This is a genomic window from Phyllobacterium pellucidum, assembly GCF_013327855.1.
Taxonomy (GTDB): Bacteria; Pseudomonadota; Alphaproteobacteria; order Rhizobiales; family Rhizobiaceae; genus Phyllobacterium; species Phyllobacterium pellucidum.
Genome location: NZ_JABUMX010000004.1, coordinates 230,412 through 256,721 on the forward strand (window position 1 = coordinate 230,412; position 26,310 = coordinate 256,721).

At 58.0% G+C, this 26,310-nt stretch carries 30 protein-coding genes; 10 read left to right on the top strand and 20 right to left on the bottom strand.

From position 1 onward, the window contains the following. The first annotated feature begins 90 nt into the window (after positions 1-90). The 4 genes from HQ945_RS17675 (at position 91) to HQ945_RS17690 (ending at position 1,923) form a co-directional block, all read left to right on the top strand. On the top strand, positions 91-447 hold the full coding sequence (locus tag HQ945_RS17675; protein WP_113281366.1) for a hypothetical protein: 357 nt from the start codon (positions 91-93) through the stop codon (positions 445-447). Positions 448-673: 226 nt separating this feature from the next. Beyond that, positions 674-850 carry a Flp family type IVb pilin gene (locus HQ945_RS17680; RefSeq protein ID WP_081815911.1) on the top strand — a complete coding sequence of 59 codons (177 nt, stop codon included), beginning with the start codon at positions 674-676 and terminating at the stop codon, positions 848-850. 351 nt (positions 851-1,201) lie between these two features. Continuing rightward, positions 1,202-1,378: a Flp family type IVb pilin gene (locus tag HQ945_RS17685; protein WP_027232253.1), complete on the top strand. Its 177-nt coding sequence runs from the start codon at positions 1,202-1,204 to the stop codon at positions 1,376-1,378. 137 nt (positions 1,379-1,515) lie between these two features. After that, positions 1,516-1,923, top strand: a complete 408-nt coding sequence (locus HQ945_RS17690) for a DoxX family protein (RefSeq protein WP_027232254.1) — start codon at positions 1,516-1,518, stop codon at positions 1,921-1,923. Here HQ945_RS17690 and HQ945_RS17695 read toward each other — a convergent pair. The 9 genes from HQ945_RS17695 to HQ945_RS17735 form a co-directional block, all read right to left on the bottom strand. Then, positions 1,901-2,668, bottom strand: a complete 768-nt coding sequence (locus tag HQ945_RS17695; RefSeq protein ID WP_113281367.1) for an amino acid ABC transporter ATP-binding protein — start codon at positions 2,666-2,668, stop codon at positions 1,901-1,903. The two genes, HQ945_RS17690 and HQ945_RS17695, sit on opposite strands and share 23 nt — an antisense overlap. Before the next feature lie 11 nt (positions 2,669-2,679). Continuing rightward, positions 2,680-3,342 (bottom strand): amino acid ABC transporter permease, encoded by a 663-nt coding sequence (locus tag HQ945_RS17700; protein ID WP_091923429.1) that lies wholly within the window; start codon positions 3,340-3,342, stop codon positions 2,680-2,682. Positions 3,343-3,346: 4 nt separating this feature from the next. Next, on the bottom strand, positions 3,347-4,009 hold the full coding sequence (locus tag HQ945_RS17705; RefSeq protein WP_027232257.1) for an amino acid ABC transporter permease: 663 nt from the start codon (positions 4,007-4,009) through the stop codon (positions 3,347-3,349). A gap of 85 nt (positions 4,010-4,094) precedes the next feature. After that, positions 4,095-4,940 carry a transporter substrate-binding protein gene (locus HQ945_RS17710; RefSeq protein ID WP_091951123.1) on the bottom strand — a complete coding sequence of 282 codons (846 nt, stop codon included), beginning with the start codon at positions 4,938-4,940 and terminating at the stop codon, positions 4,095-4,097. A 233-nt stretch (positions 4,941-5,173) separates the two neighbouring features. Next, a complete protein-coding gene (locus tag HQ945_RS17715) occupies positions 5,174-5,680 on the bottom strand; it encodes a YciE/YciF ferroxidase family protein (protein WP_091923442.1) in 507 nt (168 codons plus the stop codon). Between the two features lie 130 nt (positions 5,681-5,810). Next, the gene (locus tag HQ945_RS17720; protein ID WP_113281368.1) at positions 5,811-6,680 is read right to left on the bottom strand and encodes an SMP-30/gluconolactonase/LRE family protein; all 870 of its coding nucleotides are present in this window, start codon (positions 6,678-6,680) and stop codon (positions 5,811-5,813) included. A gap of 9 nt (positions 6,681-6,689) precedes the next feature. Beyond that, positions 6,690-7,328, bottom strand: a complete 639-nt coding sequence (locus HQ945_RS17725) for a 2-dehydro-3-deoxy-6-phosphogalactonate aldolase (RefSeq protein ID WP_027232261.1) — start codon at positions 7,326-7,328, stop codon at positions 6,690-6,692. 13 nt (positions 7,329-7,341) lie between these two features. Next, entirely contained in the window at positions 7,342-8,253 is a 912-nt protein-coding gene (locus HQ945_RS17730; RefSeq protein WP_113281369.1) for a 2-dehydro-3-deoxygalactonokinase, read from the bottom strand. Further along, positions 8,250-9,017, bottom strand: a complete 768-nt coding sequence (locus HQ945_RS17735) for an SDR family NAD(P)-dependent oxidoreductase (RefSeq protein ID WP_113281370.1) — start codon at positions 9,015-9,017, stop codon at positions 8,250-8,252. Before HQ945_RS17735 ends, HQ945_RS17730 begins: the two co-directional genes overlap by 4 nt. Before the next feature lie 167 nt (positions 9,018-9,184). On the opposite strand from HQ945_RS17735, the gene HQ945_RS17740 reads away from it, so the two are divergent. Further along, positions 9,185-9,985, top strand: coding sequence for an IclR family transcriptional regulator (locus tag HQ945_RS17740; protein WP_027232264.1), 801 nt, complete (start codon positions 9,185-9,187; stop codon positions 9,983-9,985). Positions 9,986-9,989: 4 nt separating this feature from the next. Here HQ945_RS17740 and HQ945_RS17745 read toward each other — a convergent pair whose 3' ends face one another. The 7 genes from HQ945_RS17745 to HQ945_RS17775 all read right to left on the bottom strand — a co-directional run bounded on the left by HQ945_RS17745 (position 9,990) and on the right by HQ945_RS17775 (position 15,988). Further along, positions 9,990-10,613 carry a nucleoside triphosphate hydrolase gene (locus HQ945_RS17745; protein ID WP_174208375.1) on the bottom strand — a complete coding sequence of 208 codons (624 nt, stop codon included), beginning with the start codon at positions 10,611-10,613 and terminating at the stop codon, positions 9,990-9,992. Between the two features lie 78 nt (positions 10,614-10,691). Further along, a complete protein-coding gene (locus tag HQ945_RS17750; protein ID WP_113281372.1) occupies positions 10,692-11,840 on the bottom strand; it encodes an HlyD family secretion protein in 1,149 nt (382 codons plus the stop codon). Next, complete coding sequence (locus tag HQ945_RS17755) at positions 11,837-12,148, bottom strand: DUF3302 domain-containing protein (protein WP_343051263.1); 312 nt, start codon at positions 12,146-12,148, stop codon at positions 11,837-11,839. Before HQ945_RS17755 ends, HQ945_RS17750 begins: the two co-directional genes overlap by 4 nt. 133 nt (positions 12,149-12,281) lie before the next feature. After that, positions 12,282-12,974 (bottom strand): D-lyxose/D-mannose family sugar isomerase, encoded by a 693-nt coding sequence (locus tag HQ945_RS17760; protein ID WP_113281374.1) that lies wholly within the window; start codon positions 12,972-12,974, stop codon positions 12,282-12,284. 25 nt (positions 12,975-12,999) lie between these two features. Beyond that, positions 13,000-13,779 carry an ATP-binding cassette domain-containing protein gene (locus HQ945_RS17765; protein WP_027232269.1) on the bottom strand — a complete coding sequence of 260 codons (780 nt, stop codon included), beginning with the start codon at positions 13,777-13,779 and terminating at the stop codon, positions 13,000-13,002. Further along, positions 13,779-14,861, bottom strand: a complete 1,083-nt coding sequence (locus tag HQ945_RS17770) for an ABC transporter permease (RefSeq protein WP_027232270.1) — start codon at positions 14,859-14,861, stop codon at positions 13,779-13,781. The genes HQ945_RS17765 and HQ945_RS17770 overlap by 1 nt, the downstream gene beginning before the upstream one ends. Before the next feature lie 92 nt (positions 14,862-14,953). Further along, positions 14,954-15,988: a sugar ABC transporter substrate-binding protein gene (locus tag HQ945_RS17775; RefSeq protein ID WP_036814663.1), complete on the bottom strand. Its 1,035-nt coding sequence runs from the start codon at positions 15,986-15,988 to the stop codon at positions 14,954-14,956. A 251-nt stretch (positions 15,989-16,239) separates the two neighbouring features. On the opposite strand from HQ945_RS17775, the gene HQ945_RS17780 reads away from it, so the two are divergent. From HQ945_RS17780 to HQ945_RS17795, 4 genes are all read left to right on the top strand, one after another. Next, positions 16,240-17,436: an ROK family transcriptional regulator gene (locus tag HQ945_RS17780; RefSeq protein ID WP_425500673.1), complete on the top strand. Its 1,197-nt coding sequence runs from the start codon at positions 16,240-16,242 to the stop codon at positions 17,434-17,436. Between the two features lies 1 nt (position 17,437). Beyond that, entirely contained in the window at positions 17,438-17,881 is a 444-nt protein-coding gene (locus HQ945_RS17785) for an RbsD/FucU family protein (protein WP_091951146.1), read from the top strand. Beyond that, positions 17,878-18,813: a carbohydrate kinase family protein gene (locus HQ945_RS17790; protein ID WP_027232274.1), complete on the top strand. Its 936-nt coding sequence runs from the start codon at positions 17,878-17,880 to the stop codon at positions 18,811-18,813. Before HQ945_RS17785 ends, HQ945_RS17790 begins: the two co-directional genes overlap by 4 nt. A 114-nt stretch (positions 18,814-18,927) precedes the next feature. Beyond that, entirely contained in the window at positions 18,928-19,218 is a 291-nt protein-coding gene (locus HQ945_RS17795) for an addiction module antidote protein (protein ID WP_174208341.1), read from the top strand. 4 nt (positions 19,219-19,222) lie between these two features. On the opposite strand, the gene HQ945_RS17800 is transcribed toward HQ945_RS17795, so the two are convergent. The 4 genes from HQ945_RS17800 to HQ945_RS17815 all read right to left on the bottom strand — a co-directional run bounded on the left by HQ945_RS17800 (position 19,223) and on the right by HQ945_RS17815 (position 24,708). Then, positions 19,223-20,830: an ABC transporter ATP-binding protein gene (locus HQ945_RS17800; RefSeq protein ID WP_027232275.1), complete on the bottom strand. Its 1,608-nt coding sequence runs from the start codon at positions 20,828-20,830 to the stop codon at positions 19,223-19,225. A 1-nt stretch (position 20,831) separates the two neighbouring features. Further along, a complete protein-coding gene (locus tag HQ945_RS17805) occupies positions 20,832-21,971 on the bottom strand; it encodes an ABC transporter permease subunit (protein WP_027232276.1) in 1,140 nt (379 codons plus the stop codon). Beyond that, positions 21,964-22,887: an oligopeptide ABC transporter permease OppB gene (gene oppB, locus HQ945_RS17810; protein ID WP_027232277.1), complete on the bottom strand. Its 924-nt coding sequence runs from the start codon at positions 22,885-22,887 to the stop codon at positions 21,964-21,966. The genes HQ945_RS17805 and oppB overlap by 8 nt, the downstream gene beginning before the upstream one ends. Before the next feature lie 225 nt (positions 22,888-23,112). Beyond that, positions 23,113-24,708, bottom strand: a complete 1,596-nt coding sequence (locus HQ945_RS17815) for a peptide ABC transporter substrate-binding protein (RefSeq protein WP_027232278.1) — start codon at positions 24,706-24,708, stop codon at positions 23,113-23,115. A 388-nt stretch (positions 24,709-25,096) separates the two neighbouring features. Here HQ945_RS17815 and HQ945_RS17820 point away from each other — a divergent pair, with 388 nt between their 5' ends. Beyond that, on the top strand, positions 25,097-26,281 hold the full coding sequence (locus HQ945_RS17820) for a TIGR02281 family clan AA aspartic protease (protein ID WP_174208342.1): 1,185 nt from the start codon (positions 25,097-25,099) through the stop codon (positions 26,279-26,281). Positions 26,282-26,310: the final 29 nt, after the last annotated feature.

Genomic DNA, 26,310 nt, shown 5'->3' on the forward strand with positions numbered 1-26,310 from the left:
GATGACGGTGGCGCCGACGTGCCCGCAGTGATTGATTGCCCGCGTCGCCGGTCCGATATCGTGCTAAGCTAATCACGCGGAGGGTTTGGGATGAACCGCAACGATCACGACGAACATCTTATTGAAACGGTGTTTCGCAACGGCACGATCACTGTCGTGGGCGTCGTCCTGTCATTTTCGCTTGGGTTCCTCACCCAGTGGGCAAGCAATCCGGTACCCTGGAAAATCACGGATTTGCCAACCCTCTTTCTCATATCGATCGGCATTGCATTCCAGCTGCGTTCCCTCGCGCTCCTCTTGAAAACCGAATCCCTGAAAAAGTCCGTCTATGAACGGGCGAGCCGCTATTTCCTGATTGGCATCGTCATAACCGGCTCGGGCGTCTTCGTGGCAATCGTCATCGACTCCGTCCGTCTGCTTTCAGAACGCTACCCATGGATTTGGTAACGCGGCAAACTCGGCTAGTCTTGCTCCTCAGAGAGTTTATTTTTGTTAAATCTTTAATAAAAATATAGTAAACATCGATATAAATACGAATATTTAAAGTAATACCTCATTTGTTGCAAGGTGTGCTAAAGATTGTTCAACCGCATTCTTTAAGAGGTGTGTAAACCGCTGCGACTTAGGTTCAGGCGTTTTAACACCACTTTATTTCGCACACAGGGATATAGATATGAACAAGCTTTTCAAACGCTTCCTCAGGGATGAATCCGGCGCAACGGCAATCGAATACGGCCTGATTGCAGCCCTGATCTCCGTCGGCATCATCGTCGGAGTGAGGAGCCTCGGCTCCAGCCTCAGCACAACCTTAAACACACTTGGCACCACGATAGAGAAGAACGGCAAGTAAGCCGGCAGGGGCGTCTGCTAGCATTTCATGCAAACCTGCGGTCGAAAGTTAGACCGTCGACTGAGAGTATGAGGATTTACTCACTTTCTCATCAGTTTCGAAGTAATTGCGCCTTGGCTCCAGTTATTCCGGCACCATGTCCAAGTACGAACGCTAGCACCTTTGCAAACCGGCCATGCAACGCTCACGGCATTTTACACAAATACAACCATCTGATGTAATCGCGTGTTAATCACGACGTGGATTAGCTATTTCTCAACCATGTTCCTTAAGTCGGCCGTAAATGGCCGCCGCCTAAGTTCGAGACGGTTCAACGAAACCGCGTCAACAAACAAACAGGGATACATGATCATGAGCAACCTCTTCGCACGCTTCCTCAAGGATGAATCTGGCGCAACGGCAATCGAATACGGCCTGATTGCAGCCCTCATCTCCGTCGGCATCATCGCTGGTGTACGCAGCCTCGGCTCCAGCCTGAGCTCGACCTTCAATACCCTCGGCACGACGATGACCGACGCTGCCAACTAATTTACTTGAGTGTCGCCTTTACCGGCGACCTCGTACTACCGGAGAGCCACCGCGAGGTGGCTCTTTCGCTTTTCCGACATATGAATAAAGCGGCGGATTTGCGTGTTCCATATTCAGTCCAATATCTGGAGGAAGAGATGGAAAGATTGCAGGCTCCGCTCGCGCTGCTGGCGCGACTGTTTCTCGCCTATATCTTCGTTGTCGAAGGCTGGAGCAAGATCTCCGCCTACTCGGCAACCGCAAGTTACATGCAGACCAACGGTGTCACGCCCGGTCTATTGCCACTTGTCATCCTGACCGAGCTTGGCGGTGGATTGCTGATCGCTGCAGGATTTATGACCCGTTATGCCGCGCTCGCGCTTGCCGGCTTCTGCCTCCTGACGGCGCTGCTCTTCCATAGCGATTTCGGCAATATCGAGCAGGTCATCAACTTCAACAAGAATATCGCCATTGCCGGTGGATTTCTCGCCCTCATGGCCTTCGGGCCGGGCGCCTGGTCGATCGACGCAATGAAGCGCGGCGTTATCCAAAACTCGATGTCTTGAGAAACTCGGCAAGGCGTTCCGTTTGCGGCTTGTGGAACATTTCGCGCGGATTGCCTTCCTCGCCGATGCGACCCTGGTTCATGAAGATGACGCGGTTGGAAACCTCATAGGCAAAGCGCATTTCGTGGGTGACGAGCAGCATGCTCATGCCGTCCTGCGCCAGCGCCTTGATCACCTGCAGCACCTCGTTGACGAGTTCGGGGTCAAGCGCGGATGTCACTTCATCGAAGAGCATCAGCCTTGGGTTCATGGCGATGGCGCGGGCGATAGCGACACGCTGCTGTTGCCCGCCTGACAGCTGACCCGGGAAATGGTCGGCACGTGATCGCAAGCCGACACGATCGAGCCATTTTTCGGCTATGGATCGCGCTTCGTCCTTGCCAAGCTTCTTCACCTTCATCAGCCCCAGCATGACGTTGCGGGCGGCGGTCATGTGCGGAAAGAGATTGAATTGCTGGAAGGCCATCCCGGTCAGGGCGCGTTGGCGGGCAATTTCCTTCTCCTTCTTGCGATGGCGCTGGCCACCAGCGGTTTCATATCCAATCTCTTCGCCATCGATGCTGATCGAACCGCCCTGGAACTCTTCCAGCATGTTGATGCAGCGGAGCATCGTGGTCTTGCCCGAACCGCTCGAACCGATAATGCTGATGACATCTCCCTGCGCCATGGTGCAGTCGACGCCCTTCAGAACTTCCACGTCGCCGTAGCTTTTGTGCAGGTTGCGGATTTCAAGAAGGTTGGACATCGGAGAATGCCTTACGATGGAACGGCGGTCTTGCGCTCGACATAGCGGCCGAAGCGCTCGATGGCGTAGTTGATGACGAAATAGAGGAAACCGGCGAAGAAATAGAACTCAAGGCTCATGAACGAGCGCGAGATCAATTCCTGTGTGCGCAGCAGTAGTTCGGCAACGCCGATGATCGAAAGGAGCGTCGACGCCTTGACCATCTCCGCCGCGGTGTTCACCCAGGCCGGCAGGACCTGGCGCAATGCCTGAGGGCCTAGAACATAGGCGAATGTTTGCGGGAAGGTGAGACCAATGGCCTTGGCCGCCTCGGTCTGCCCCTTGGGGATCGATTGCAGGGCGCCCCGGACGATTTCGCCGACATGCGAGCTGCAGAATACCGCAAGGGCAAGAACGCCTGCCTGAAAGGGGCCAAGATCAAGCCCGATCGTGCCAAGCACGTAATAGCTCGCAAGGACAAGGACGAGGACCGGCGTGCCCCTGATGAAATCCGTGTAGCCGCGAACGATCCAGCGCAGCGGGCGCACACCGTAGGTCAGGGCGAGCCCGACGAATACGCCGAGCACGGTGCCGAAGCAGATGGCGAGGAGCGATATCGATATGGTGACGCCAAGACCCTTGAGGATCGGGAAGCGCGCGAGCCAGAGGACATCGAGGAAGTGGGCTATGTCCATCGGCTCACCTCGGCAAGGACAAGCGGCGTTCGACGCTGCGCATCAGCGCCGCGAGGATCGAGCAGGTGAATACATAGAGGCAACTGGCGACGATCCAGGTCTCGATGACACGGAAGCTTTCGACATTGATCTTGCGCGCTTCGAAGGTCAGTTCCGGAATAGCGATCGCGGCGGCGAGCGAGGTATCCTTGAACAGCGAAATTATCGTGCTGCTTAAGGACGGCAGGATGTTGCGGAACATCAGTGGCGCAATGATTGACGTTCGAATCTGCATTTCCGTAAGGCCGATGGCGAGGCCCGCTTCACGAAGTCCCGGCGGTATCGACAGAAGTCCGGCGCGAAACACTTCCGCAAGATAGGCGCCGGAATAGAGCGCGAGGGTGAAGACGAAGCTCTCGATCTTGCCGAGCCGCAAACCGAGCTGCGGCAGGGCAAAATAGCTGAAGAGCACCAGCACCAGGATCGGGGTGTTGCGGATGATCGTTACGTAGATACCGGCCGGCCGCTTGATCAAGCCGTTTTTCGAGATCAGTCCGAACGCGGTGATCAGGCCGATGATGGCGCCGATGAGGATTGCACCGAATGCAAGTGCGAGGCTGAGGGCCAGGCCTTGAAGGAGCAGGTCGAAGCTGCGCCAGACGGCAGCGAAATTCAGCGTATATCCCATTGCGTTCCCACCCGATGGAACCGGACCGATGCGCAGCACTCACGCAACGGCACCGGAGAGACCCGGAGCCGTTGCGCGATGCCGGTTACTTGTATTCGACCGGGAAGCCGATCTGCGGCGGGGTAAGGTCCTTGCCGAACCAGGTCTTGAAGGACTTGGCGTAGTAGTCGAACTCGACGCCGGTCATGGCTTCATGCAGGGCCGTATTGACGAAGTTCAACCAATCCTGATCGCCGCGCTTCACACCGCAAGCATAGGTCTGCGGGTTCCAGCCATAGCCACCGTCCTTGTAGCGACCGGGATTCTGCGTCATGTACCAGGCAAGCGACGACTGGTCGGTGGCGGCAGCGTCGGCGCGTCCAGATTCGAGCGCCTGATAGATGAGATCGACCGATTCATATTGGTCGACCTTGGCTTCGGGGAGCGCCGCGTGGACCATGCTTTCGGCATAGACGTTCTGCAGAACCGAAATCGTCACGCCGGAGCCGCCCGCCTTGAGCGCGGCGTAGTCGGCATATTTGCCGTCGGCCTTCAGCATGAGGCCGACGCCTTCGCGATAATAGGGGATTGTAAATGCGATCTGCTGCGCCCGCTCGCCGGTCACCGTCATGAACTGGCAGGTGATATCCACCTTATCCGTGGTAATGTTGGGAATGCGCGCATCGGAAGACTGGTTGACGAATTCGATCTTGTCCGGGTCGTTGAACAGGGCCTTGGCGATGATGTGGCCCATATCGATATCGAAGCCCTGCAACTTGTCGTCGGCACTCTTGAAATGCCAGGGCGCATTGGTGCTGCCGGTTCCCAGGACCAGATGGCCGCGCGCCAACACTTCGTCGAGCTTGCTTTTGGTTTCTTGAGCGAATGCGCCAATCGAAGGCAGCGCAACGAGAGCGGCTGCAAGGGCCGCAATGTAAAGTCGTTTGGACATTTTGTTCCCCTATTCGTCAAACCGAATCTTGTGTCGTTATCCATTATAGTGGAATATAATACCTAATAATGGATGACATATAAAATTACAGCGGCTTGAACTTGTCAAGCGGCATTTACCGCTGCTCTCTGGGCGCCTCGGGGTGCTTGAAATGGGCGCTCGCGCGGCCCAAAAGAAAAGCTCGCATCGGCGGATGCGAGCTTGGATTCTTTACGTTGATTGCGAATTTCGTCTTATGCTGCGGCAGCAGCGTTGACGTGACCCTCAGCAATCTTGGTCAAGGCCTTATCGGCATTCATCTCTTCGTTGAGATTCTGCTGGAGAAGCGAAGCGCAATCTTCGCGTCCAAGCTGTTTTGCCCACGCGATCAACGTACCGTAGCGGGTGATTTCGTAGTGTTCGACGGCCTGACCGGCGGCGATCAGCGCGGCATCGAGAACCTGATCGTCATCGACTTCGCCGCTGACCTCGTCGGCCTCTTCGAGAATACCATCGATTGCCGGGCAGTTCACGCCGCTGACGTCCACGCCATGCAGCTTGAAGACCTGCTCAAGCCTGTCGATCTGGGTCTCGGTTTCCTGCAGGTGTTTTTCAAACCCCATCTTCAATTCTTGATCCGATGCCTTGTCGATCATTTCAGGCAAGGCTTTTACGATCTGGTTCTCGGCATAATAAATGTCGCGCAGTGTATGAACGAAAAGATCGTCCATCGTTTTGATGTCTTTAGAAAAGAAACCCATGTCATTCTCCCTTGTTAGGACATGCATCGACATTCGGCGCCCAAAAGGCGTCGGCATGCAGTCAGTGTGTTTCGATTGCCCAGAGGAAACGGGAGGTATTGCTTATTGTTCCGAGATAATTTTCAGGTTTTTAAATTCTCACTTGCGGGTCCAGCCTGCCCTTCCCTGCGATCTCGATGCGGAAGGTTTTGCCGGCATCGGGATACGCCAAGCGTGAAGCCTCATCCATCTCGGCATAGGCACTGGTCACGACCAGGCTCGCGCTATCCGTGCCGATGAATGCGGGACAGGTCGGCTGCGGAATGGGCAGTCCGATCGTTCGGATGCGATTTCCCGATGGAGCAAAGACATCGATACGGGAGCCGCCCCAGGAGGCATTCCAAAGGTTGCCGTCAGCATCAACCACCGAACCGTCAAAGCCCCCGCTCCCGGTATTCCTGAGAAACTCGGTGGGCTCGCCGTTCGGCAGTCCCGTCTCAGGATCCGTATTCACCCGCCAGACGATATTAAGCGCCAAATCCGCGAAATAGGCAGCCCGCCCATCAGGTGCGAAACAGATCGAGTTGGCGATCGAAATATTGCCGTACAGTTTGCGCAGCTCGCCCTCGCGATACCAATAAACGGCGCCCGCGCTCGGCTCGGCCTTCTTGCCCATAGTGCTGACCCAGAACGCGCCGGCCGGATGGACGCGCGCATCATTGGACCGCGTTGCGGGATTATCGGCTTCGATCGGCTGGTGCATCATCGTGTGCCCTGTCGAGCGATCGCGAACGAAGAGCCCGGTCTCCGTCAGGACGAGTTGGCGCTCTTTGTCGACGACTGCAAGCGCGCTCGCCATCTGGCCGAGGCTATGCATGCGCGCTTCGCCGCCGGCGAGCGGCTTTTCAAAGAGCCGACCGGCAAGAATGTCAAACCACCACACCGTATTGGTCAGTGGATCAAATCCCGGCCCTTCTCCAAGTTCGCAGGGTTCGTCATGAAATATGCTGATCTTCGTCATCGATGGCCCTTAGGCGGCGAACACGCGGTCATAGGCCGCCACAGTAACCCTTGCGCGTTCGCCGACAAGGGCGGCCGATGCGCCCACCTTGTAAAGGCTCGATCCAAGGCCGAACGTTCGCACCCCGACCTTCGAATAAGCAGCAAAGCCATTTTCGTCGACACCGCCAACGGCGCCGATGACCGTTCCCCTGGGCAAGATCGCGCTGATGGCCTTGATACCGTCAGGCCCGAGGACGCTTGCAGGAAAGAATTTCAAGCCGGATGCACCAGCGCTCAAGGCCGCCAGGGCTTCGGTGGGCGTGAAAACGCCAGGCATAGTCACCATGCCTGCCGCGACCGCCGCTCTCAATACGGCCAAATCGACATTCGGGCTGATCATCAGACGTCCACCCGCTTCCGCCAGACGCGCGACATCCGCGGCGTCAAGCACCGTTCCGGCACCAACCAGAACGGAGGACTGCAATTTCGTCGCCAGCAACTCGATCGACCGGAACGGATCAGGTGAATTCAGTGGGACTTCGATCGCTTCAATGCCGGCTCTCACCAGTTCCTCACCAATGCCCAGAACTTCATCCGGCTTCACGCCGCGCAAAATGGCGATGAGATCGCGTTGCAGCTTGGGCCATGGGGTGGATGCGCTTGTCATTGCTTAGTCCTTATCAACGGGGCCAGATGGCCGAGGCGGCGACAAACAGGCCCTTGCGCACGGCTTCATCGGCGTCGACCGCACCAAATTCGATGCCCGCGAGCGAAATTGCCTTGCCGTAGAGCGTAGCCATGCTGCCGGAAGCAACGAGCGCCACCCTGCCCTGATGCTTCGATCTTGCGCCGGCGATTTCCGCGCCGATAAGCAGACCAGAAAGTCGTGAGGCCGCTCCCTCAGGCGAGAGGTTCTCGAGCAACATCGCCGCGCGGATGGGAAAGAGTTCGCCGAGCATCGCTTCTCCAGACAGCATCAACTCCACTGCCGCGGTAAATTGCGGATGATCGGCAGAGGCAGAACTCACAGCGCCTTGCACGGAGTGCCGCAGAATCGACTGCGAGGCGAGAAGCGCATAGAGTTCGCCCGTCAAATAGGTTGAAAACGTCTTTGCCCTGCCGCTCTGGAGTTCGACCCATTTCGAGTGGGTACCGGGCATGGCGACGACACCGTCCGTGATGTTTCGAGCCAGCATGGCGCCAAGGAGTTGGGTTTCCTCGCCCCGCATGACGTTGGGAAAGCGCCCGGATTGCGACAGACCCGGGATGATCCGCACATCACGGTCGATCCCTGTAATTTTCACGGCACCAGAAAGAATCGCATTGAGATCCGCCGGGACGGCAACGTAGTTGGCCTCGACCCAACCCTGGCGTGAGCCCGCCATGCCGCAGACGATAACCGGCAACTGCTCGGGCGCACCAAGCTCTGCTAGGTGAGCTTCGAGTGTCGTGCCGAATCCGCGTTCCCGCGACGCATCGAGCCCATCATCCGAACGCTTCTCGGCAATGATGTTCCCCGTGCCATCCACAAGCCAGAGGCGAAAACGGCTCGTTCCCCAATCGGCGAGGCCATAGGCGGGTGCAGACGTCACAGGCAGCCTCCATCGACGATGAGCGTTTGTGCTGTCAGCATGCGTGATGCGTCCGAGGCCAGGAAGAGGCAAGGTCCCACCATGTCGCCTGGCAGCAATTCCTCAGGAATGGCCTGCCTTTTCATATACGCTTCCAGCCCTTCTTCCGTGACCCAATGCGTGCGTTGCCGTTCCGTCATCACCCAGCCGGGGGCGATGGCATTGACACGGATCTTCTCCGGTCCGAGCCTACCCGCCAATCCCTTTGTCAGGCCTATGATTCCAGCCTTGGCAGCGGTGTAGGCTGGCAGGTTGCCCTGGTTGATCATGAAGGAGATCGACGTGAAATTAATGATCGATCCCCCACCTGCCGTTCGCATGCCGGATACGACAGCCTGGGCGGTAAAGAAGTGCGGGCGAAGATTTATCGCCTGGTTCCCGTCCCAGTAATTCTCTGTCACATCGTCAATGTCATGCCGGTCATCCCAGGCGGCATTGTTGACGAGAACGGTAACGGGTCCGTTCTTCGAAATTGCCGTGGCAACAGCGTTGCGCAGGGCCTCGATGTCGGTGAGATCGGCCTTCAAATAAAACGGGCGGTTGCCGTATTTGTTGTCGAGCGCGTTGGCCAGGTCCTGTGAAGCAGCCTCAGCAATGTCGATGAAAGCAACGCGTGCACCTTGCGCGACGAAACCCTCCGTGAGGGCAGCGCCGATGCCGGACCCGCCACCCGTTATGAGCACGGAGCGGTTCTTCAGGTCGGGGAAAACGGCAGAAGGCATCATGGCTCGAACTCGCAGCAGAAGTTCCATTATTTGGAACAGTGTTTGACTATATCGAATTGATCTCGTAGGCTCCCGGAAGTCAAGATGTGACCCTGAATTCCGCACCCGGACAACTCACATTTGTGTAGTGAGCCCCGATTCAAGGTGAAGGTGCATGGAGAGCGCGAGTGAGCAAGAGCCGAACGACTGCCAGCGCCAGAGATACGGGCACACTCGGCAAAGCGGTCAGCGTGCTCGATATCATCGCCAACGCGAGCGAGCCGTTACGATTTACCGATGTTCTGCGTCTTACCCGTCAGCCGCGCGGCACGCTTCACCGGCAGATTTCAAACCTTATTGAAGAGGGCCTGCTTACAGTCAATCGCGATCAGTCCTACGGCCTTGGCCTTCGGCTGCTGCAGTTTGCATCACGGGCATGGGCGAGCAACGAATTGCGCGCTATCGCCGAACCGCATATCCGCAAACTGCACGAGGCGACGGGCGAAACCGTGCATCTCGGTGTTTTGCAGGGCACCGAGGTCGTCTACCTCGACAAGATCGAAAGCCGGCAAAATATCCGCCTCGTCTCGCGAATCGGCAATACGGCGCCAGCCTGGTGTACCGGTGTCGGCAAGGCCGCACTGTCGGCGATGGCCGATGAAGATTTGCACGACCGTATCGGCAAAATAAACTTTATCCGCTTTACACCGCATACGATTACCGATGCACCGAGCCTGCTGAACGAGATTTCCACGATCCGCAGGGCGGGCAACGCCTATGATCGAGAAGAACATGAACTCGGGATTTGCTGCGTGGCCGCACCCGTCTCGTCGACTGACAAAAAGCTCATCGCCGGCGTATCGGTGACGGGGCCCGCATACCGTATCACGCCGGAAATCCTCTCCTCCTGGGCCGGAATCACCCGCGCAGCGGCGGCAGCAATCATGCATGACATGGCGATCCAGTTCTCGCCGCGCCGTTCAGCCTGAGCGACTAGTTGCGGATGGTAAAATCCGCCTCGCGCGACTCTTCGAGAACGAGTTCGGCATTGGGCATGTCGTTGGAAAGTGCCCGTTGCTGGGCCGAGCCGACATTGTGGCCAAGGCCCAGCCAGCGCTGGACGAGACGGTTTTCGAGTTCGAGGCGATCGACTTCAAGAAAGACGGTAACGTCGAAGAGCGGCGCGAGCCGGTCCCATGGCGCCTGATCCAGAAGAAGGTAGTTGCCTTCGACGAGGATCATGCGCTGCCCGGCACGCACGATATCGGCACCGGCCCGCGCCAGATCGAGCTTGCGGTCGAATAGCGGGATGACCACATCATCGCCGATATGCCGCAGGCGGTTCAGCAGCGCCTCAAAGCCGGCACAGTCGAAGGTCGGCGGCGAACCCTTGCGCTTGCGCAGGTTCATGGCGTCGAGAATGGCGTTGTCGAGGTGAAACCCGTCCATCGGCACGACGATTGCCGCACCGGGTTCGCGAGCATTGATGGCTTCGCAAAGCGCCGCCGAAGCAGTCGATTTACCGGCGCCGGGCGCGCCCGCAATCGCGACGATCAGACGGTCGGTCCTGGCCGCCCGGGCAAGAAGTTCGGGAACGAGATCTTCGACGGTGATCATCATGGGGCGATACTCTGCGATGTTCTACGCTACCGCTTCTACCGTTCCCAACGATGCGGAGGAAGTATTTTCTTGGGACTAGCGGTCGAAGACGAGATAGTTTTCCCATGCACGCATTCTGAGCAGTATCCTGCGGATGATGGCGAGCGCCGCCATGCTTTTGGTATAAACAGCAACCTCCGCCGTTGCGCCACCCGGCAGATTATAGGCGGCGACCTCCTCGCCAAGATCGATCACCGTAATCATGCGTCCAGGCGCTTGGCGGTCGTCGGGAGCAAGAAGCGTACCCGAGGGTTCAAGCTGTCCCGTCGCCATGGTTTCAACCACGGTCTTTACCGTGCCGCGAAAGACCTGGCCTGGAACAGCTGCGAAGGAGATCTCCGCTTCGTCGCCGGCCGCGACCCGTTGCAGCGACAATTGGTTGAAGGCCGCTGCAAAGACGCGCCGGTCGGTGTGCACAAAAGTCATGACAGGACGGAGCGGCAGGGAGACGGCCATCATCCCCGGATGCAGGAACACCTGCGCCGCATAGCCATCCGTAGGCGCGCGGTAGACGCTCTGCTCGAGATCGAACTCCGCTCGCGCCACCTCGGCCTCGAGTTGTGCGACCGTCGTATCGATACCACCGATCTGCGCGTTGGCGGCAAGACGCGCCTGATCGGCCTGTGCGGCGGCGCTCGCAAGTGCGCTTTGCGCTGCCAGATAGAGGTCGCGCCGGTTGACCACCTCAGCCTCAGAAAACGGCGCATCGCCCTTCCCGCCCGCCCGCGCGTTGGCCGTCGCATGCCGGTCGTAGTCATCCTTGGCGCGGTCGCGTGAATCGCGCGCGCCATCGACGGCTGCGTTGGCAGCCTTAAGCGCCGCCTGGCGTTCGAGTGCGTCCTGCTGTGCCTTGGCCAGAGCCGCTTTCCGGTGGGCGAGCGCATATTCGAAAGGTCGCGGATCAAGCCGGAACAGGACGTCGCCCTTCTTTACATGGGTATTGGGTGCGACGGGAACATCGACCACCTGGCCGTTGACGGCCGGGCTGATAGGCGTCGCATAAAAATAGAGCCGGGCCTCGGTCGTGAATGGGTGGTTATAGTTCATGGCGATGACGATGCCGCCGATGAGAACGACGCCGCCGAGCACGGTCGTCGTCAGTGTCCACTGATTGACCGGCAGCCGCAGGAGCCGGAATGCGACAATGCAGAGAGCCGCATAAAGGAGGCAAAGGAGCGTGGTCATTTCGCGGAGGGCCCGGTAGCCTGCCGGCGTTCCAGCGCGGCAATCCGGTCTTCAAGCGCTCTCGACCCGCTAGAACCCATGCCCCATCCCCGGTCGGGCCGGTACATCATCGCCCAGATCCAGAGGAACGGCCAAATCGCGTGCAGCGTAAAGAGACTGACCCAACCTGCAGCTTCAATCGCATCCTGGTGCGGATGGTCGCGCGCCTTGGCTATCTTATAGGGAACATCGTGGATCGCGATAATGCCGTAGACGAGAGTAACTGCCAGAAAAAACAGAAGCGCGAGCGCAACATAGTCAAGCACAATATCAACCTCGCAATGGGTATATCAAATGCGAAGCGATTAGCTCGGATTGGTATGTTTAAAAAGTACGTAACCGTAACAAGGACCGAATCCCCGCCGCAAAAAAGCGGCGGGGAAGGTACCGGAAGCTGCTACCTCAGGCGGTGAGCCACTTGTCGTAATCGGAAACCAGCAGATGCAGCGGCGCTTCGTCTTCGTCGATCGACGAGAAACGGCCGATGGGCTCGCGAAAGATATTGTCGGTCAGATCGTCGTTGACAGTCGACACTTCGCCGATCAGCACGTCACCACCTTCGCCCCAGAATGCATGCCAGTTGCCCGGTAGCAGGGTTACGCTTTCACCCGGCTGCAGCTTCAGCAAACCTCCAGCTTTCAGCTTGACGATACGTCCATCTGTCGCGACTTCGACATCGGTCTTCTCATCGACACTGCCGTCGGCGTTGGAATTGAAAAGTTCGAGCACAAGCGTGCCGCCGCCGCGGTTGATGATGTCTTCCGCCTTGACGATATGGCGGTGCATCGGGGACAGCTGCTTTTCGCGCGAGATCATGATCTTTTCCGCGTAGAGCATGCCGCCGCCCTTCTTCAGGTCTTCCTGGTTGCCATTGCGGGTCGTGAACAGAAAGAGGCCGAGTTCATCGAACTTGCCCTGCCCGTAGTCGGTAATGTCCCAACCGAGGCGGGCCTGCAGAATGGCCTTTGAATCGCTGGCGGTACGCGCCTTCAATTCCTCCGGTGACCAATAAGCGAAGGGCGGCATAACATAGCCGAAAGAGCGGATGAACTTGTCGCTCTCGCGGATGATTTCATTGACTTCGGAACGCTTCATTTTTCAAATTTTTCCTTCATGTAAATTACGCAACCAGTTCGGCCGGCGGGCTCTTTGCGCCAGTCATGAAAGCGACGGCGTCGGACATCGTATATTCCTTCGGATTGATGACGCAAAGACGTTTTCCGAGGCGATGGATATGAATTCTGTCGGCCACCTCGAAGACGTGCGGCATGTTGTGCGAAATCAGTACGATCGGAAGTCCGCGTTTCTTCACGTCCTGAATGAGTTCAAGCACGCGCCGCGATTCCTTGACGCCGAGGGCAGCCGTCGGTTCGTCCATGATCACGACCTTGGAGCCAAACGCCGCGGCACGGGCGACCGCAACGCCCTGGCGCTGCCCGCCCGAAAGCGTCTCCACAGCCTGGCCGATATTCTGGATGGTCATCAGGCCGAGCTCCGTCAACTTGTCGCGCGCCCGCTTCTCCATGGCCTTGCGGTCAAGCATGCGGAACCACTTGCCCATGATGCCGGGCTTGCGGATCTCGCGGCCGAGAAACATGTTGTCGGCGATCGAAAGCGCCGGCGACAGGGCAAGATTCTGGTACACCGTCTCGATACCTGCGTCGCGGGCTTCCATGGGGGAGCGGAAGTGGATGGGCTTGCCGTCCAGCTTGATCTCGCCGTCATCGGGGTGGATAGCGCCGGAAATCGCCTTGATGAGCGAAGATTTTCCAGCGCCATTGTCGCCGATCACCGCGAGGACCTCGCCCTTATAGAGGTCGAAATCCGCGTAATCGAGGGCTGTGACCCGGCCATAACGCTTTACCAGTCCACGCGCGGTTAGAAGGGGTTCGCTTTGCATCAGCCTGCTACCTTTCTGATCCACTGATCGATTGCGACGGCAAGGATAATCAGGACGCCGATGATCAGGTACGTCCATTGCACGTCAGTGCCGTACATGCGCATTCCGAACGAGAACACGCCGACGATGAGCGCGCCGAAGAGCATGCCGAGGATGGAGCCCCGTCCGCCGAAGAGCGACATACCGCCAATCACGACGGCGGTGATGGATTCGATGTTGGCAAACTGGCCGATCTGCGGCGAAACCGAACCGTTGCGCCCGATGGAGGCCCACCCGGCCAGTGCACAGATGAGACCGGCAAGCACGTAGACAGTGATCACGACACGCTTCGTCCGGACGCCGGAAAGCTTCGCCGCCTCGGGATCGTCGCCGATGGCGTAAACGTGGCGGCCCCACGCCGTATGGTTGAGGACATACCAGAGAACGGCAATCAGAATGAGCATGGCAAAGACGCCATAGGTGAAAGTGGCCCCGCCAATATTGATCTTCTGACCGAAGAACTGGAGCAAGGGCGCGTTTGTCTCAATATCCTGGGCCCGGATCGTCTCATTGGCGGAATAGATGTATGTCGTTGCGAGGAAAATCTGCCAGGTGCCGAGGGTGACGATGAAGGGCGGCAGCTTCACGGTCGCGATAAGAAAACCGTTGATGAAGCCGCACAATGCGCCGAGCGCAACGCCGCAGAGGATCGCAAGTTCAACCGGCATTCCGTAGCGAAAGGTGAACTGGCCCATGACCACGGAAGTCAGCACCATGATCGCGCCGACCGAAAGGTCGATGCCGGCGGTAAGCACGACCAAGGTTTGCGCCGCGCCGACGATACCGACAATGGCCACCTGCTGAAGAATAAGCGACAGCGCGAAGGGCGTGAAAAATCGCGACCCGACGATGACTGCGAAGATCAGCAGTGACAGGACGAGAACGATCAGGGGTACCGAGGCCGGACTCGAGTGCAGAAAGTGCCGCAGCTTTTCGAGGGGGCTTCGCTCATGCTGGTCGAAGCTCGCGACCGTCGTCGCACTTTGCGACAGCACGCGCTCGAACTCTTGCCCGGTCTGAGATGTAGTGTTGGTTTCCGTCATGGCTGGGCCCTCCCTGAACCGCTGAAGTCGGAGAGAGGAGGTTACACCCTCCTCTCTCCCCCTGCTTGCTTTATTGCTGGCTCAAACCTGGATCAGCCCCAGCACTTGCCCATGCCGGTCTTGACATCGATGGACTCGAGGCCCTGAACCGGCTTGTCGGTGACGAGCGCAACACCCGTGTCAAAGAACGACTTGCCTTCCGTGGGCTTCGGCTTTTCGCCGGTATCGGCGAATTTCTTGATCGCCTCGATGCCGAGCGATGCCATCAGCAGCGGATATTGCTGTGACGTCGCGCCAATGACGCCGGCCTCGACGTTCTTGACGCCTGGGCAGCCGCCGTCGACGGAAACGATGAGAACGTCTTTCTCCTTGCCAACAGCCTTCAGAGCCTCATAGGCGCCGGCAGCTGCCGGTTCATTGATCGTATGGACGACGGTGATGCTCGGGTCTTTCTGCAGAAGGCTTTCCATCGCCTTGCGGCCGCCTTCTTCATTGCCGTTGGTGACGTCATGGCCGACGATACGCGGGTCCTTTTCGTCGCCGATCTTGTTGATATCGACGACGTCGATGCCGAAGCCCTTCATGAAGCCCTGATCGCGCAAGACATCGACGGTTGGCTGCGACGGCGTCAGATCGAGGAAGGCGATCTTCGCGTCCTTCGCCTTGTCGCCGAGCGTACCGGCGGCCCACTTGCCGATCAGTTCGCCGGCGAGGAGGTTGTCGGTGGCGAAGGTTGCGTCGGCGGCATCAGCAGGGTCGAGCGGCGTATCCAGTGCGATGACCAGAAGGCCGGCGTCGCGCGCCTGCTTGACAGACGAAACGATGCCGGCCGTATCGGACGCAGTAAGCAGAATACCCTTGGCGCCGTCAGCGATACACGTCTCGATTGCAGCGACCTGGCTTTCGCTGTCGCCGTCGATCTTGCCGGCGTAAGTCTTCAGATTAACGCCAAGTTCCTTGGCTTTGGCGACGGCGCCTTCCTTCATTTTGACAAAGAACGGATTGGTGTCGGTCTTGGTGATCAGGCAGGCCCCGACATCCGCCGCCTGCGCCGGAGCAGCAAAAGCGGTAATCGCCACCGCGGCGGCACCAAAAACGCTTGATTTCAGATAAATGCTTCTGAGCATGTCACTTCCTCCCAAAAAATCGCGCCAGTCCGCGATAGGCCGGCGCCCTGCCGGTCCCTTGTTCAACTCCTAACACCTCGGACAGTTATCCTCCCGGCCAAGTGTTCCGCCTAGCAAATACCACTCGCCTCGGGCTGTCAACATTAATAAATCACTCTGATTTAATATTGACACTCCGGCTTCATGCCGCCATTGTCGGTGGACATCGGGAGGAGTCCCACTTGGGCATTCGAGCTACTGAGCGGGCAGGCATGGGAGGAACCAGGCCACCGCTTCACCACGGCACAAATCAAAGCGGGATGCGCGAGCACAATGAGCGCGTTGTGCTGTCGTTGCTGCGCCAGCATGGCAGCCTTGCCAAAACTGCGATCGCCCGGATGACGGGCCTCTCGGCTCAAACGAGCTCTATAATCATGCGCATGCTTGAAGCGGATGAACTCCTGACCCGCGAAGAGCCCCTGCGCGGACGGATCGGCCAGCCACTTATTCCGATGTCCCTCAATCCGGAAGGTGCCTTCTTCCTCGGACTTAAGATCGGGCGGCGCAGCGCACATCTCGTTTTGATCGATTTTGTCGGCAACATCCGCTCGCTGTTGCATATTTCCTACGACTATCCAGCCCCTGAGCCGATCTTCGCATTTGCCGAGGAGGCGATCGACGATATGACAAAGGACCTGACGGAGAGGCAGCGGGACAGAATTGCCGGCATCGGCATCGCCGCTCCGTTCGAACTCTGGAAATGGGCCGACACGCTCGGAGGTCCACAGGAAGTCATGGATCAATGGCGCGACTGCGATATCCGCGCGCGCATCGAAGCGCTGTGTCCCTATCCCGTTTACCTGCAGAACGACATGACGGCCGCCTGCGGCGCGGAACTCGTGTTCGGCAAGACCAAGGACATCAGCGATTTCGTCTACTTCTATATCGGTTCGTTCATCGGCGGCGGCATCGTCATCAGCGGCAATCTCTATCCGGGGCGCAGCGGCAATGCAGGCGCGCTCGGCTCGATGCCGGTACCGGGACCCGACGGCGCGCCGCGCCAGCTGATCGATGTGGCCTCGATCACCGCACTCGAGAAGGTCGTCGCGAGCCTCGGCCGCGACCCCTCCCCGCTTTGGGCTTCGCCCGAGGATTGGGGGCCGATGGGCGGCGAACTCGACGCATGGATCAACCAGGCTTCCAAAGCCATCGCGCAGGCGGTTGTCGCTGCTTCATCCGTGGTGGATTTCGAGGCGGCGATCATCGACGGCTGGATGCCTGCAGACGTGCGCGCGCGAATCGTTGCCGCTGTACGCCTCCATGTCGGGACTTTCGATCTTGAAGGGCTGCAACTGCCGGCGATTTTCGAGGGGACTGTCGGCATCCACGCCCGCGCCATCGGGGCGGCCAGCCTTCCGCTCGCCGACCGCTTCCTGATCGGGCAGAAGATCTACAGGAAGGTGGACTGACATGCTCATCGGAATCCCGCCGATGCTGGGGCCGGAACTGCTTTTCACCCTGCGCTCCATGGGCCATGGGGACGAAATCGCACTTGTCGACGGCAATTACCCGGCGCTGGAACACGCAAGGCGCCTTATTCGCGCGGACGGCCTGCCGCTCATTCCCCTCCTCGACGCTATCCTGCAAGTCTTGCCCGTCGACGATTTCGTCGCGGAGGCGCTGTTTCGTGCCTCGGTAAAAGGCGATCCCGCTCTTGCAGATCCGGTACACGAAGAAATGACGCAAGTCTGTGCCCGCCGTGCCAAGGGTTTCAAGCTTGTTGCACTGGCCGGCGATGCCTTCTATGCACGTGTAAAAGCCGCGCACACGATCATTGCGACAAGTGAACCGCGGCTCTATGCCAATATTATCATCCGCAAGGGTGTCATTTATCCAAGAGAGATTGACCTATGATTTTATGTTGTGGCGAGGCCCTGATCGACATGTTGCAGCGCAAGAGCGAGGCAGGAGAGCCTGCCTTTGCACCCTATGTGGGCGGCGCTGTTTTCAATACCGCCATCGCGCTCGGCCGGCTCGGAATTGCAACGGAGTTCTTTTCCGGAATTTCGTCGGATTTTTTCGGGCAGATGCTGCTCGACAGTCTCGCCGCCAACAAGGTCGGCACCACCTATGCCCATATTTCGGAGCAGCCGACGACCCTCGCTTTCGTCCGTTTGACCGACGGTCAGGCAAGCTACATGTTCTATGACGAAAACAGCGCCGGACGTTCGCTTGCAGTCGAACATCTTCCACAGCTGGGCGACGATATAACCGCCCTACAGTTTGGCGCGATTAGCCTTATCCCGGAGCCCTGCGGCTCGACCTATGAAGCGTTGATGGCACGCGAGCACGAGAAGCGTGTGACCATTCTTGACCCCAACATTCGCCCAGGCTTCATTCCTGACCGTGAAAAGCACATGGCCCGTATGCGCCGCATGATCGCCATGACCGACATCCTCAAGATCTCCGATGAGGACATGCGCTGGTTCGGCGAGAGCGGAACGATGGACGAGATCGCCCGGCGCTGGATCGTGCCGGCGAATAAGAGCGGACCGAAACTAATCCTCGTTACCCACGGCGCCGACGGTGTCACAGGTTATACGGCGGACCTTACAGTGCACGTCTCGGCCCAGAAAGTTCCCGTCGTCGATACGGTCGGCGCTGGCGATACCTTTACCGCCGGTGTACTGGCTTCCCTTGAAGAAGCGGGCCTTTTAACCAAGAACGCGGTCACGCGCCTCACTGAGGGCCAAGTCCGCGAGGCGTTGTCGCTGGGGGTGAAAGCGGCCGCGGTGACGGTATCGCGCGCGGGCGCTAACCCGCCGTGGCGATCGGAGTTGGTGTAGTTCGGCAAACAATTCTAGCGGTCTTTTTGCTTCTGGTCGGTGGTGACAAAAGATCACAAAAACGCGACATAGCGCTGGCCCGGGAGATGGCAAGGGACATGGGAAAGGCAACGGATGACCGAGTTTACCAAGTTCGACGCATCGGAGTTTCTCGATAGCGACGACATGATTGCTGAATACCTCGCCGCAGCCCTTGAAGACGGCAATCCAGAAGTATTTATCGCAGCGCTCGGAGACGTCGCCAAGGCCCGGGGAATGGCCAAAATCGCCGAAGTATCGGGCCTGGGTCGAGAGAGCCTTTATAAAGCGCTCAGGCCCAGTTCAAAGCTTCGATACGAAACTGTCCAAAAAATTGTCAGCGCACTCGGGGTAAAGCTGACGGTTACCACGACGCGCGCTGCTTGAGCTCTCATATTTCCAGATCGAACGCGGCGGCCATCAGGGTTTTCGTATAGTTCTGGGTCGGCGTTTCAAAAATGTCCTCGGTATCGCCTTCCTCGACAATCTTGCCGTTCTTCATGACGATGACGTAGTCGGACATTGCCTTGATCACTGCAAGGTCATGGCTGATGAAGATATAGGAGAGGTCGTGCTTGTCCTGGAGGTCTCGGAGAAGATCGATGACCTGTCCCTGCACGGAACGGTCGAGCGCTGACGTCGGCTCGTCGAGTATGACCACTTTCGGCTTGAGGATCACAGCGCGGGCAATGGCGATGCGCTGGCGCTGGCCGCCCGAAAACTCGTGCGGATAGCGATTGCGCGCTGCGGGATCGAGCCCGACCTCCTTGAGCGCAGCAATTGCCCGTTTGTCGCGCTCGGCGCGTGATAATTGGGGCTCGTGGATGAACAGGCCCTCGGTTATGATTTCACCGACGGTCTGGCGCGGCGACAGGGACCCGTATGGGTCCTGAAATACCAGCTGCAATTCGCGCCGCAAAGGGCGCATGGCGGATCGGTCGAAATTGGAGATATTCTTCGAGCCGAAATGATATTGGCCGCTGCTTGGCAGGAGCCGCAGCAGCGCCCTGCCCAGGGTCGATTTGCCTGAACCGGATTCGCCGACAATCCCGATTGTCTGGCCCTTTTTCAGCCGGACGCTAACGCCGTCTACCGCGCGGAACATGGTCTTCGCGCTGGTAAAGAATCCGCCGCCAATGGCGAAGTCGACCGCGACATTGCGCCCCTCAAGGATGATTGGCGCATTGTCGGCCGGCGGCTCCTTGGTGCCGCTCGGCTCGGCGGCAAGCAGCATCTTGGTATAATCCTCCTGCGGATTTTCAAAGATATCCTTGATGCTGCCGCGTTCGACGACGTCGCCGCGGCGCATAACGACGACGCGATCGGCGAAGTGCTTGACGATGCCAAGATCATGGGTGATCAGCACGATGGCCATGCCGAAACGCTTTTGCAGTGATCGCAACAGGTCGAGGATTTGGGCCTGGATCGTCACATCGAGCGCCGTGGTAGGCTCGTCGGCGATCAGCAGATCCGGTTCGTTGGCAAGGGCCATGGCGATCATGACGCGCTGGCGCTGTCCGCCTGACATTTCATGCGGATAGCTGTTGATGCGCCGCTCCGGGTCGGGGATGCCGACGAGCTTCAACAACTCCAGGACACGCACCTTTGCCTGCTTGAAAGTCATTCCCTTGTGGTGGACGAGCGGCTCGGCGATCTGGCGACCCACAGTATAGAGCGGATCCAGCGAGGTCATTGGTTCCTGAAAGATCATGGTGATCTTCGAACCGCGCACCTCGTTAAGGCGCTTCAGCGGCAGACCGACCAGTTCCTTGCCGCGGTATTTCGCTGAGCCCGTTACCCTGCCGTTCCTGGCAAGGAGGCCCATGATGCCCATCATGGTCTGGCTCTTGCCCGAGCCGGATTCACCGACGACCGCAAGGGTTTCGCCCGCTTTGACGTCGAGATCGATCCCCTTGACAGCATTGACGTCGCCGTCGGGTGTCGTGAAGTCGACCTTCAGCCCGCGTACGGACAAGATATTTTCTTTGGTGTCCGTCATATCAGCGGTCCTTCGGGTCGAGAGCATCGCGCAATCCGTCGCCAATGAAGTTGAGCGAGAACAGCGTCAGGACAAAGAAAATCGCGGGGAAGATCAGGAACCACGGTGAAGACTGCATCTTGTTGGCGCCGGCCGAGATCAATGCGCCCCAACTCGTCAACGGCTCCTGCACGCCCAATCCGAGGAAGGAAAGGAAGCTTTCGAGCAGGATGACTTTCGGCACCACCACAGTGACGAAAACGATGACCGGACCGATCGTGTTGGGAATGATGTGGCGGCGAATGATCTGCCAATCGGTCAGTCCCAGGGCTTGCGCAGCGCCGATGAATTCGCGGCGCTTCAGCGCGAGCGTCTGGCCGCGCACGATGCGGGCCATGTCGAGCCATTCCACCGCGCCGATCACCAGGAATATCAGGATAAAGCTGCGTCCGAAGAAAACGACAAGCACGACGACGAGAAAGACGAAGGGCAGCGAATAGAGAATTTCCACAAGACGCATCATCACATTGTCGAGACGCCCGCCGATATAACCGGAGATGGCACCGTAGACGACGCCGACAACCAGGGAAACCAGGCTGGCAAGCAAACCAACGGCGAGCGAGATTTGTCCGCCTAGCATGACGCGCGCCATGAGATCGCGGCCATTGTCGTCCGTGCCGAAAAGGAAATATTCGCGCTTGACCTCGCCCGCGAGCTTCAGGGTCTTGCCGTCATTTTCGGTGGCCGTGACCTTGGTGTTTTCGAACTCGTTGGCCCGGTCGAAATAGCGCGTAACGCGGGTATCGATCGGCTGCTCGGAGCTGACGCTCGCGGTGAAGTTGTTACCATCCACGGCAAACTCGTTCAGCTCGACGCGAGCCCGGCTTGCTACGCCCTTCATCACGTCGTTGAGGGTATCGGCCTTCGGATAGGCCTCGAGGCTCGGACCCATGTTTACGTAGGACGGAAACACCTGGTCATAGGTGTGGCTCAGGAAATAGGGACCGACAAAGGAAAATATCGTGATAAGCGCAAGCATGACGCAGCCGGCCATCGCCGCGTAATTGCGGCGAAAGCGCATGACTGCAAGTTGGAACAGGCTGCGACCCTTTGATTCCTCTGGAGGAATGGTGGTAGTGGGAACATCGATCAGATCAGTCATGACGGACCCTCGGATCAAGAAGGCCGTAGAGAATATCGACCACAAGATTGAAAACAATGACGAAAATGGCGACGAGTACGACCGTTCCCATCACTAGCGTATAGTCGCGATTAATTGCGCCCAGAACGAAATAGCGACCGACGCCGGGAATTGTGAAGATGGACTCGACGACCGCCGAGCCAGTCAGCAAGGCGGCGGCGCAAGGCGCGAGATAGGAAACGACCGGCAGGAGCGCGCCGCGCATGGCGTGGGTTACGACCACCACCTTCGCAGGCAGGCCGTAGGCGCGCGCGGTGCGGATGTGATCCGCATGGAGGGCCTCGATCATCGACCCGCGCGTAAGGCGAGCAAACACCGCGAGCTGGGGCAGGCCCAGCGTGATCACCGGGAGGATGAGGAATTTAAGCGATCCGTCGCCCCAGCCGCCGGCCGGAACCCAGGCAAGCATGAGAGCGAAGATCAGGGTCATGATCGGGCCGACGACAAAATTTGGCACGGTGACGCCGGTCGTTGCCACGGACATGACGAGGAAATCGATAAAACTGTTCTGCCTGAGCGCCGCGATTGTTCCGATCAACACACCGCCGATCAAGGCAAACAGCAAGGCGTAGGTACCAAGCTGGACCGAGTAAGGAAGACCTTTGCCAATGAGCTCGGCAATGGTGTTGTCCTTATAGATGTAGCTCGGCCCGAAATCGCCGGTAACCGCGTTCTTCAGGTACTGCAGATATTGGTTCCATAGCGGCTGATCGAGATGGTAGGCCCGCATCAGGTTTTCCATCGTCGCCGGCGGCAAAGGTCGTTCCAGGTTGAATGGTCCGCCTGGCGCAAAGCGCATGAGGAAAAAGGAAATCGTGACGACAATAAACAGCGTCGGCACGGCGCTCGCCAGTCGGCGAAGGACGAAATGAAACATCGAACTAGTCTCTTCTTCTTGTCGGAACAGTTCAAGAATGAGGTTGTGTTTCTCTCAACTTGAAGACTGCATCATCCCGTTGCACCGCGCAAATGGTTCCGCTCGGCCGACCCATGAGGATCACCGGTTTGGCGCTCTTGACTGTTGTTCTGTCGGAACGTGCCGCATTGCGAGCCGGGCAAACGAACGGCGCAACCCGGGAAAAACCGGGTTGCGCCCACGATGCTATTCGACGCTCAGATACTTGCTCAGATGTTCATTGTTGGCGTTGTCACCCCAACCCTTCACCTTGTCGGAGACGAGCCAGAGATTGGCATCGTTCATCAAGGGGGCGATGGGCTGATCCTTCATGATCAGCGCCTCGGCCTCATGCAGGATCTTGGAGCGGGCCGCGGGGTCGCGCTCCTCGTAGGACTTCTTCATCAGCGCATCGAATTCGGGGTTTTCATAGTGCCCGTAATTGAAGGTCTTGTTGGTGCTGACGTTGAGATTGAGAAAGTTCTCGGCGTCGGCATAGTCGGCGGTCCAGCCGGCGCGCGCAACGTTGAACTTGCCGCCTTCCTGCAGGTAGGCGTAGTGCGACGAAATATCGAGATTCATCAGCGTTACATTGGCGCCGAAGGTCTTCTTCCACATGTCGGCGACGGCTGTCGCAACCTTCTGGTGGTTCGGGTTGGTGTTGTAGCGGATTTCGATGTTGAGCGGCTTGCCGCCCTCGCCGTATCCGGCTTCCTTCATCAACTCGATAGCCTTGTCTTCGCGGTCAAGCTGCGACATTCCGGCGAAATCGGCCTTGGACGGCTCGCCATAATTTTCAAGGCCCGGAGGAACCAGCGAATAGACCGGAAGTTTCGTGCCGTCGTAAATGTCCTTGGCGAGGAAGTCGCGATCAACCGCCATCGACAAGGCGCGTCGCACGCGGGCATCGTTGAAGGGTTCGGTACGCGTGTCGAACGGATAATAATAGGTCGCGGCGGCAGGCGTCACATGAACCTGCTTCGGATTGGCGTCGCGCAGGCGCTTGATCTGGTCGGAGGAGAAATTATAGACGAGATCGAGTTCGCCGGCCTCGTAGCGGCGCAGGCCAGCGGCCTGGTCTTCGAGCGGGTAGAAGATGACCTTGTCGAGCTTTACGTTGGCAGCGTCCCAGTAGTTTTCGTTCTTCACGACCGTGAGGTGGTCATTCGGAACGTGCTCCACCAGCTTGAAGGCGCCATTGCCGACCAGCTTGCCTGGCTTGACGAATTCGGCGCCGTTCTTCTCGAAGCTCGCCTTGTTGACTGGCAGTGCGGACTGGTGCGACAGAAGTTCGATAAAGAAAGGCGTCGGGCGTTCCAGCGTGATTTCAAGCGTCTTGTCGTTGACGGCTTTCATGCCGAGCTGGTCCACCGGCATCTTGCCCTTGTTGATCGCTTCGGCATTCTTGATCGGATAAAGAATGTTGGCATAGCCGGCAGCCGTCTTCGGGTCTTCCTCACGCTGCATCGAGAAGATGAAATCTTCAGCAACGACCGGCGAACCATCGGACCACTTGGCGTTTTCACGCAGCTTGAACGTATAGACGAGGCCGTCGTCGGATACAGTCCAGCTTTCGGCTACGCCCGGAACGATCTTGCCATTGGCGTCATAGATCGTCAGGCCTTCGTAAAGATCCTTCAGTATGAAGGCTTCGATATCGATGGAAGTCTGTGACTGATCGAGGGTCTGCGGCTCACCGCTATTGCCGCGATGCAGCACGGCTTCGGCCAGCGCCGGGCTTGCCGCCATCATCAGCGATCCAAGCAGCATTGCCGCGCGGATATTCAGTTTCATAAAGGTCATTTTTCTTTTCCTTCCCCTCTAAGAGAATTGCGAAGGCATGAACAAATGACAAAATTTTCCCAAACGCAAGGAGGGTATAATACTTTAGTCGTAATATTTTGATCCCACGGGGCTTACGAGCACGTCAAAAAATTGTTGCACCATATGGACCAAATGGTCATTTGGCGGCGCTTTATCGGGAAAATGCGGCAGATTCGGAATCGGGACAAAACAACCGCGGATCATGTGGAAAACTGCTGTCTAGGACACGATTTCGGACGCGAAACCCATCGGATCGGCTGCCGGATAGCATAAATTCGTAGCACTTAGGTCGTATTTCATGGCTCCCACCTCCTGTTGCATAGTGGGTTACTCAAGACTTTTTCATAATGAATTTTGAAAGCGGCCCATGCTTAACGTCGATTGGAACGACCGGAACGGCGGAATGCCGCCACGCGAAACCTTCTGGAGCGCATACAGCTTCATTATCATCGTCATCTTGCTCATCGCAGCCGGTGGAATCGCGCTTTATTTATTCGGCGAAGACCTCTTGAATGGTCGTCCGTCGAAGGGCGTTGCGGGCCAAGCTCAGAACGGGATTTCACCGGAATTTTATGGGCGCTTCGATATTCAGCCCTTGCCTGCCGAGGTTGCGGGCAGCGGTTCCATGGCCAGGAATCTCGCCATCCTCGTAAGAGAACCGTGCGATTGGCAAGCCACCTATAAGTTTACGGACGACCTTCGCGAAGAAGGCTATCGCCGCGAGGCCGCGAAGGTCTTTCTGGCGTTTACCGCCAAGTGCAATCCCTCTGACGTCGCGCTCTACAATGCCGCGGACATATTGTACGGCCTGAGCGATCTGGATGCGGCGTTGAAGGTGTCGAACGATCTCATCGTTATGTCGCCCGATTTGGCCCAGAACCATTACATGAGGGCACAAATTCTCGAGGACGCCAAGCGCTACCAGGAAGCCATAGACGAGTACGACTCGACAATTGGCCTGACCGATGATCTGAAATCGCTCAACAGCACCGTTTTTCGTAGATTGTCGCTGAGCTATGCGGCTCTCGGTCAATATTGCCAGGCCATCACGCCGATCCAGACATGGATCTCCATTGATCCATCTGAAAACGACACTCCGCGCACCCAATCGATCATCAAGGACTATAGCCGCAAGGGTAAATGTGCCGAAAGCTATGCCACGGGCAGCGATCGATTTCCCACCCAGGGCAAGGATGTCATCACCGCCCAGGTCAGTGTAAACGGCGTGACCGGAACATTCGTCGTCGATACAGGTGCAAGCTCAGTCTCGCTCAGCAAATCGTTTGCCGAGAGGGCCGAGATACGCCTTGGACGCGATCACATGGTCCGGTTGCAAACGGCGAACGGGATCGCCATGGCGCAGCGCACTTCGCTGGAAAAAGTGAAGCTTGGAAAAGTCGAGGCCGACGATGTAGCAGCTGTTGTTCATGCCGACGACCATGCCTTGGGCGAGGGTACCGACGGCTTGCTCGGGCGCTCGTTCCTGTCGCGCTTCGACGTAACGTTCGGCGCCAAGGAATGGCGCATCGAGAGCAAGAAGCAACGCGACTGATTTCCCTGGCCAGACAGAGCGGCTAGTCG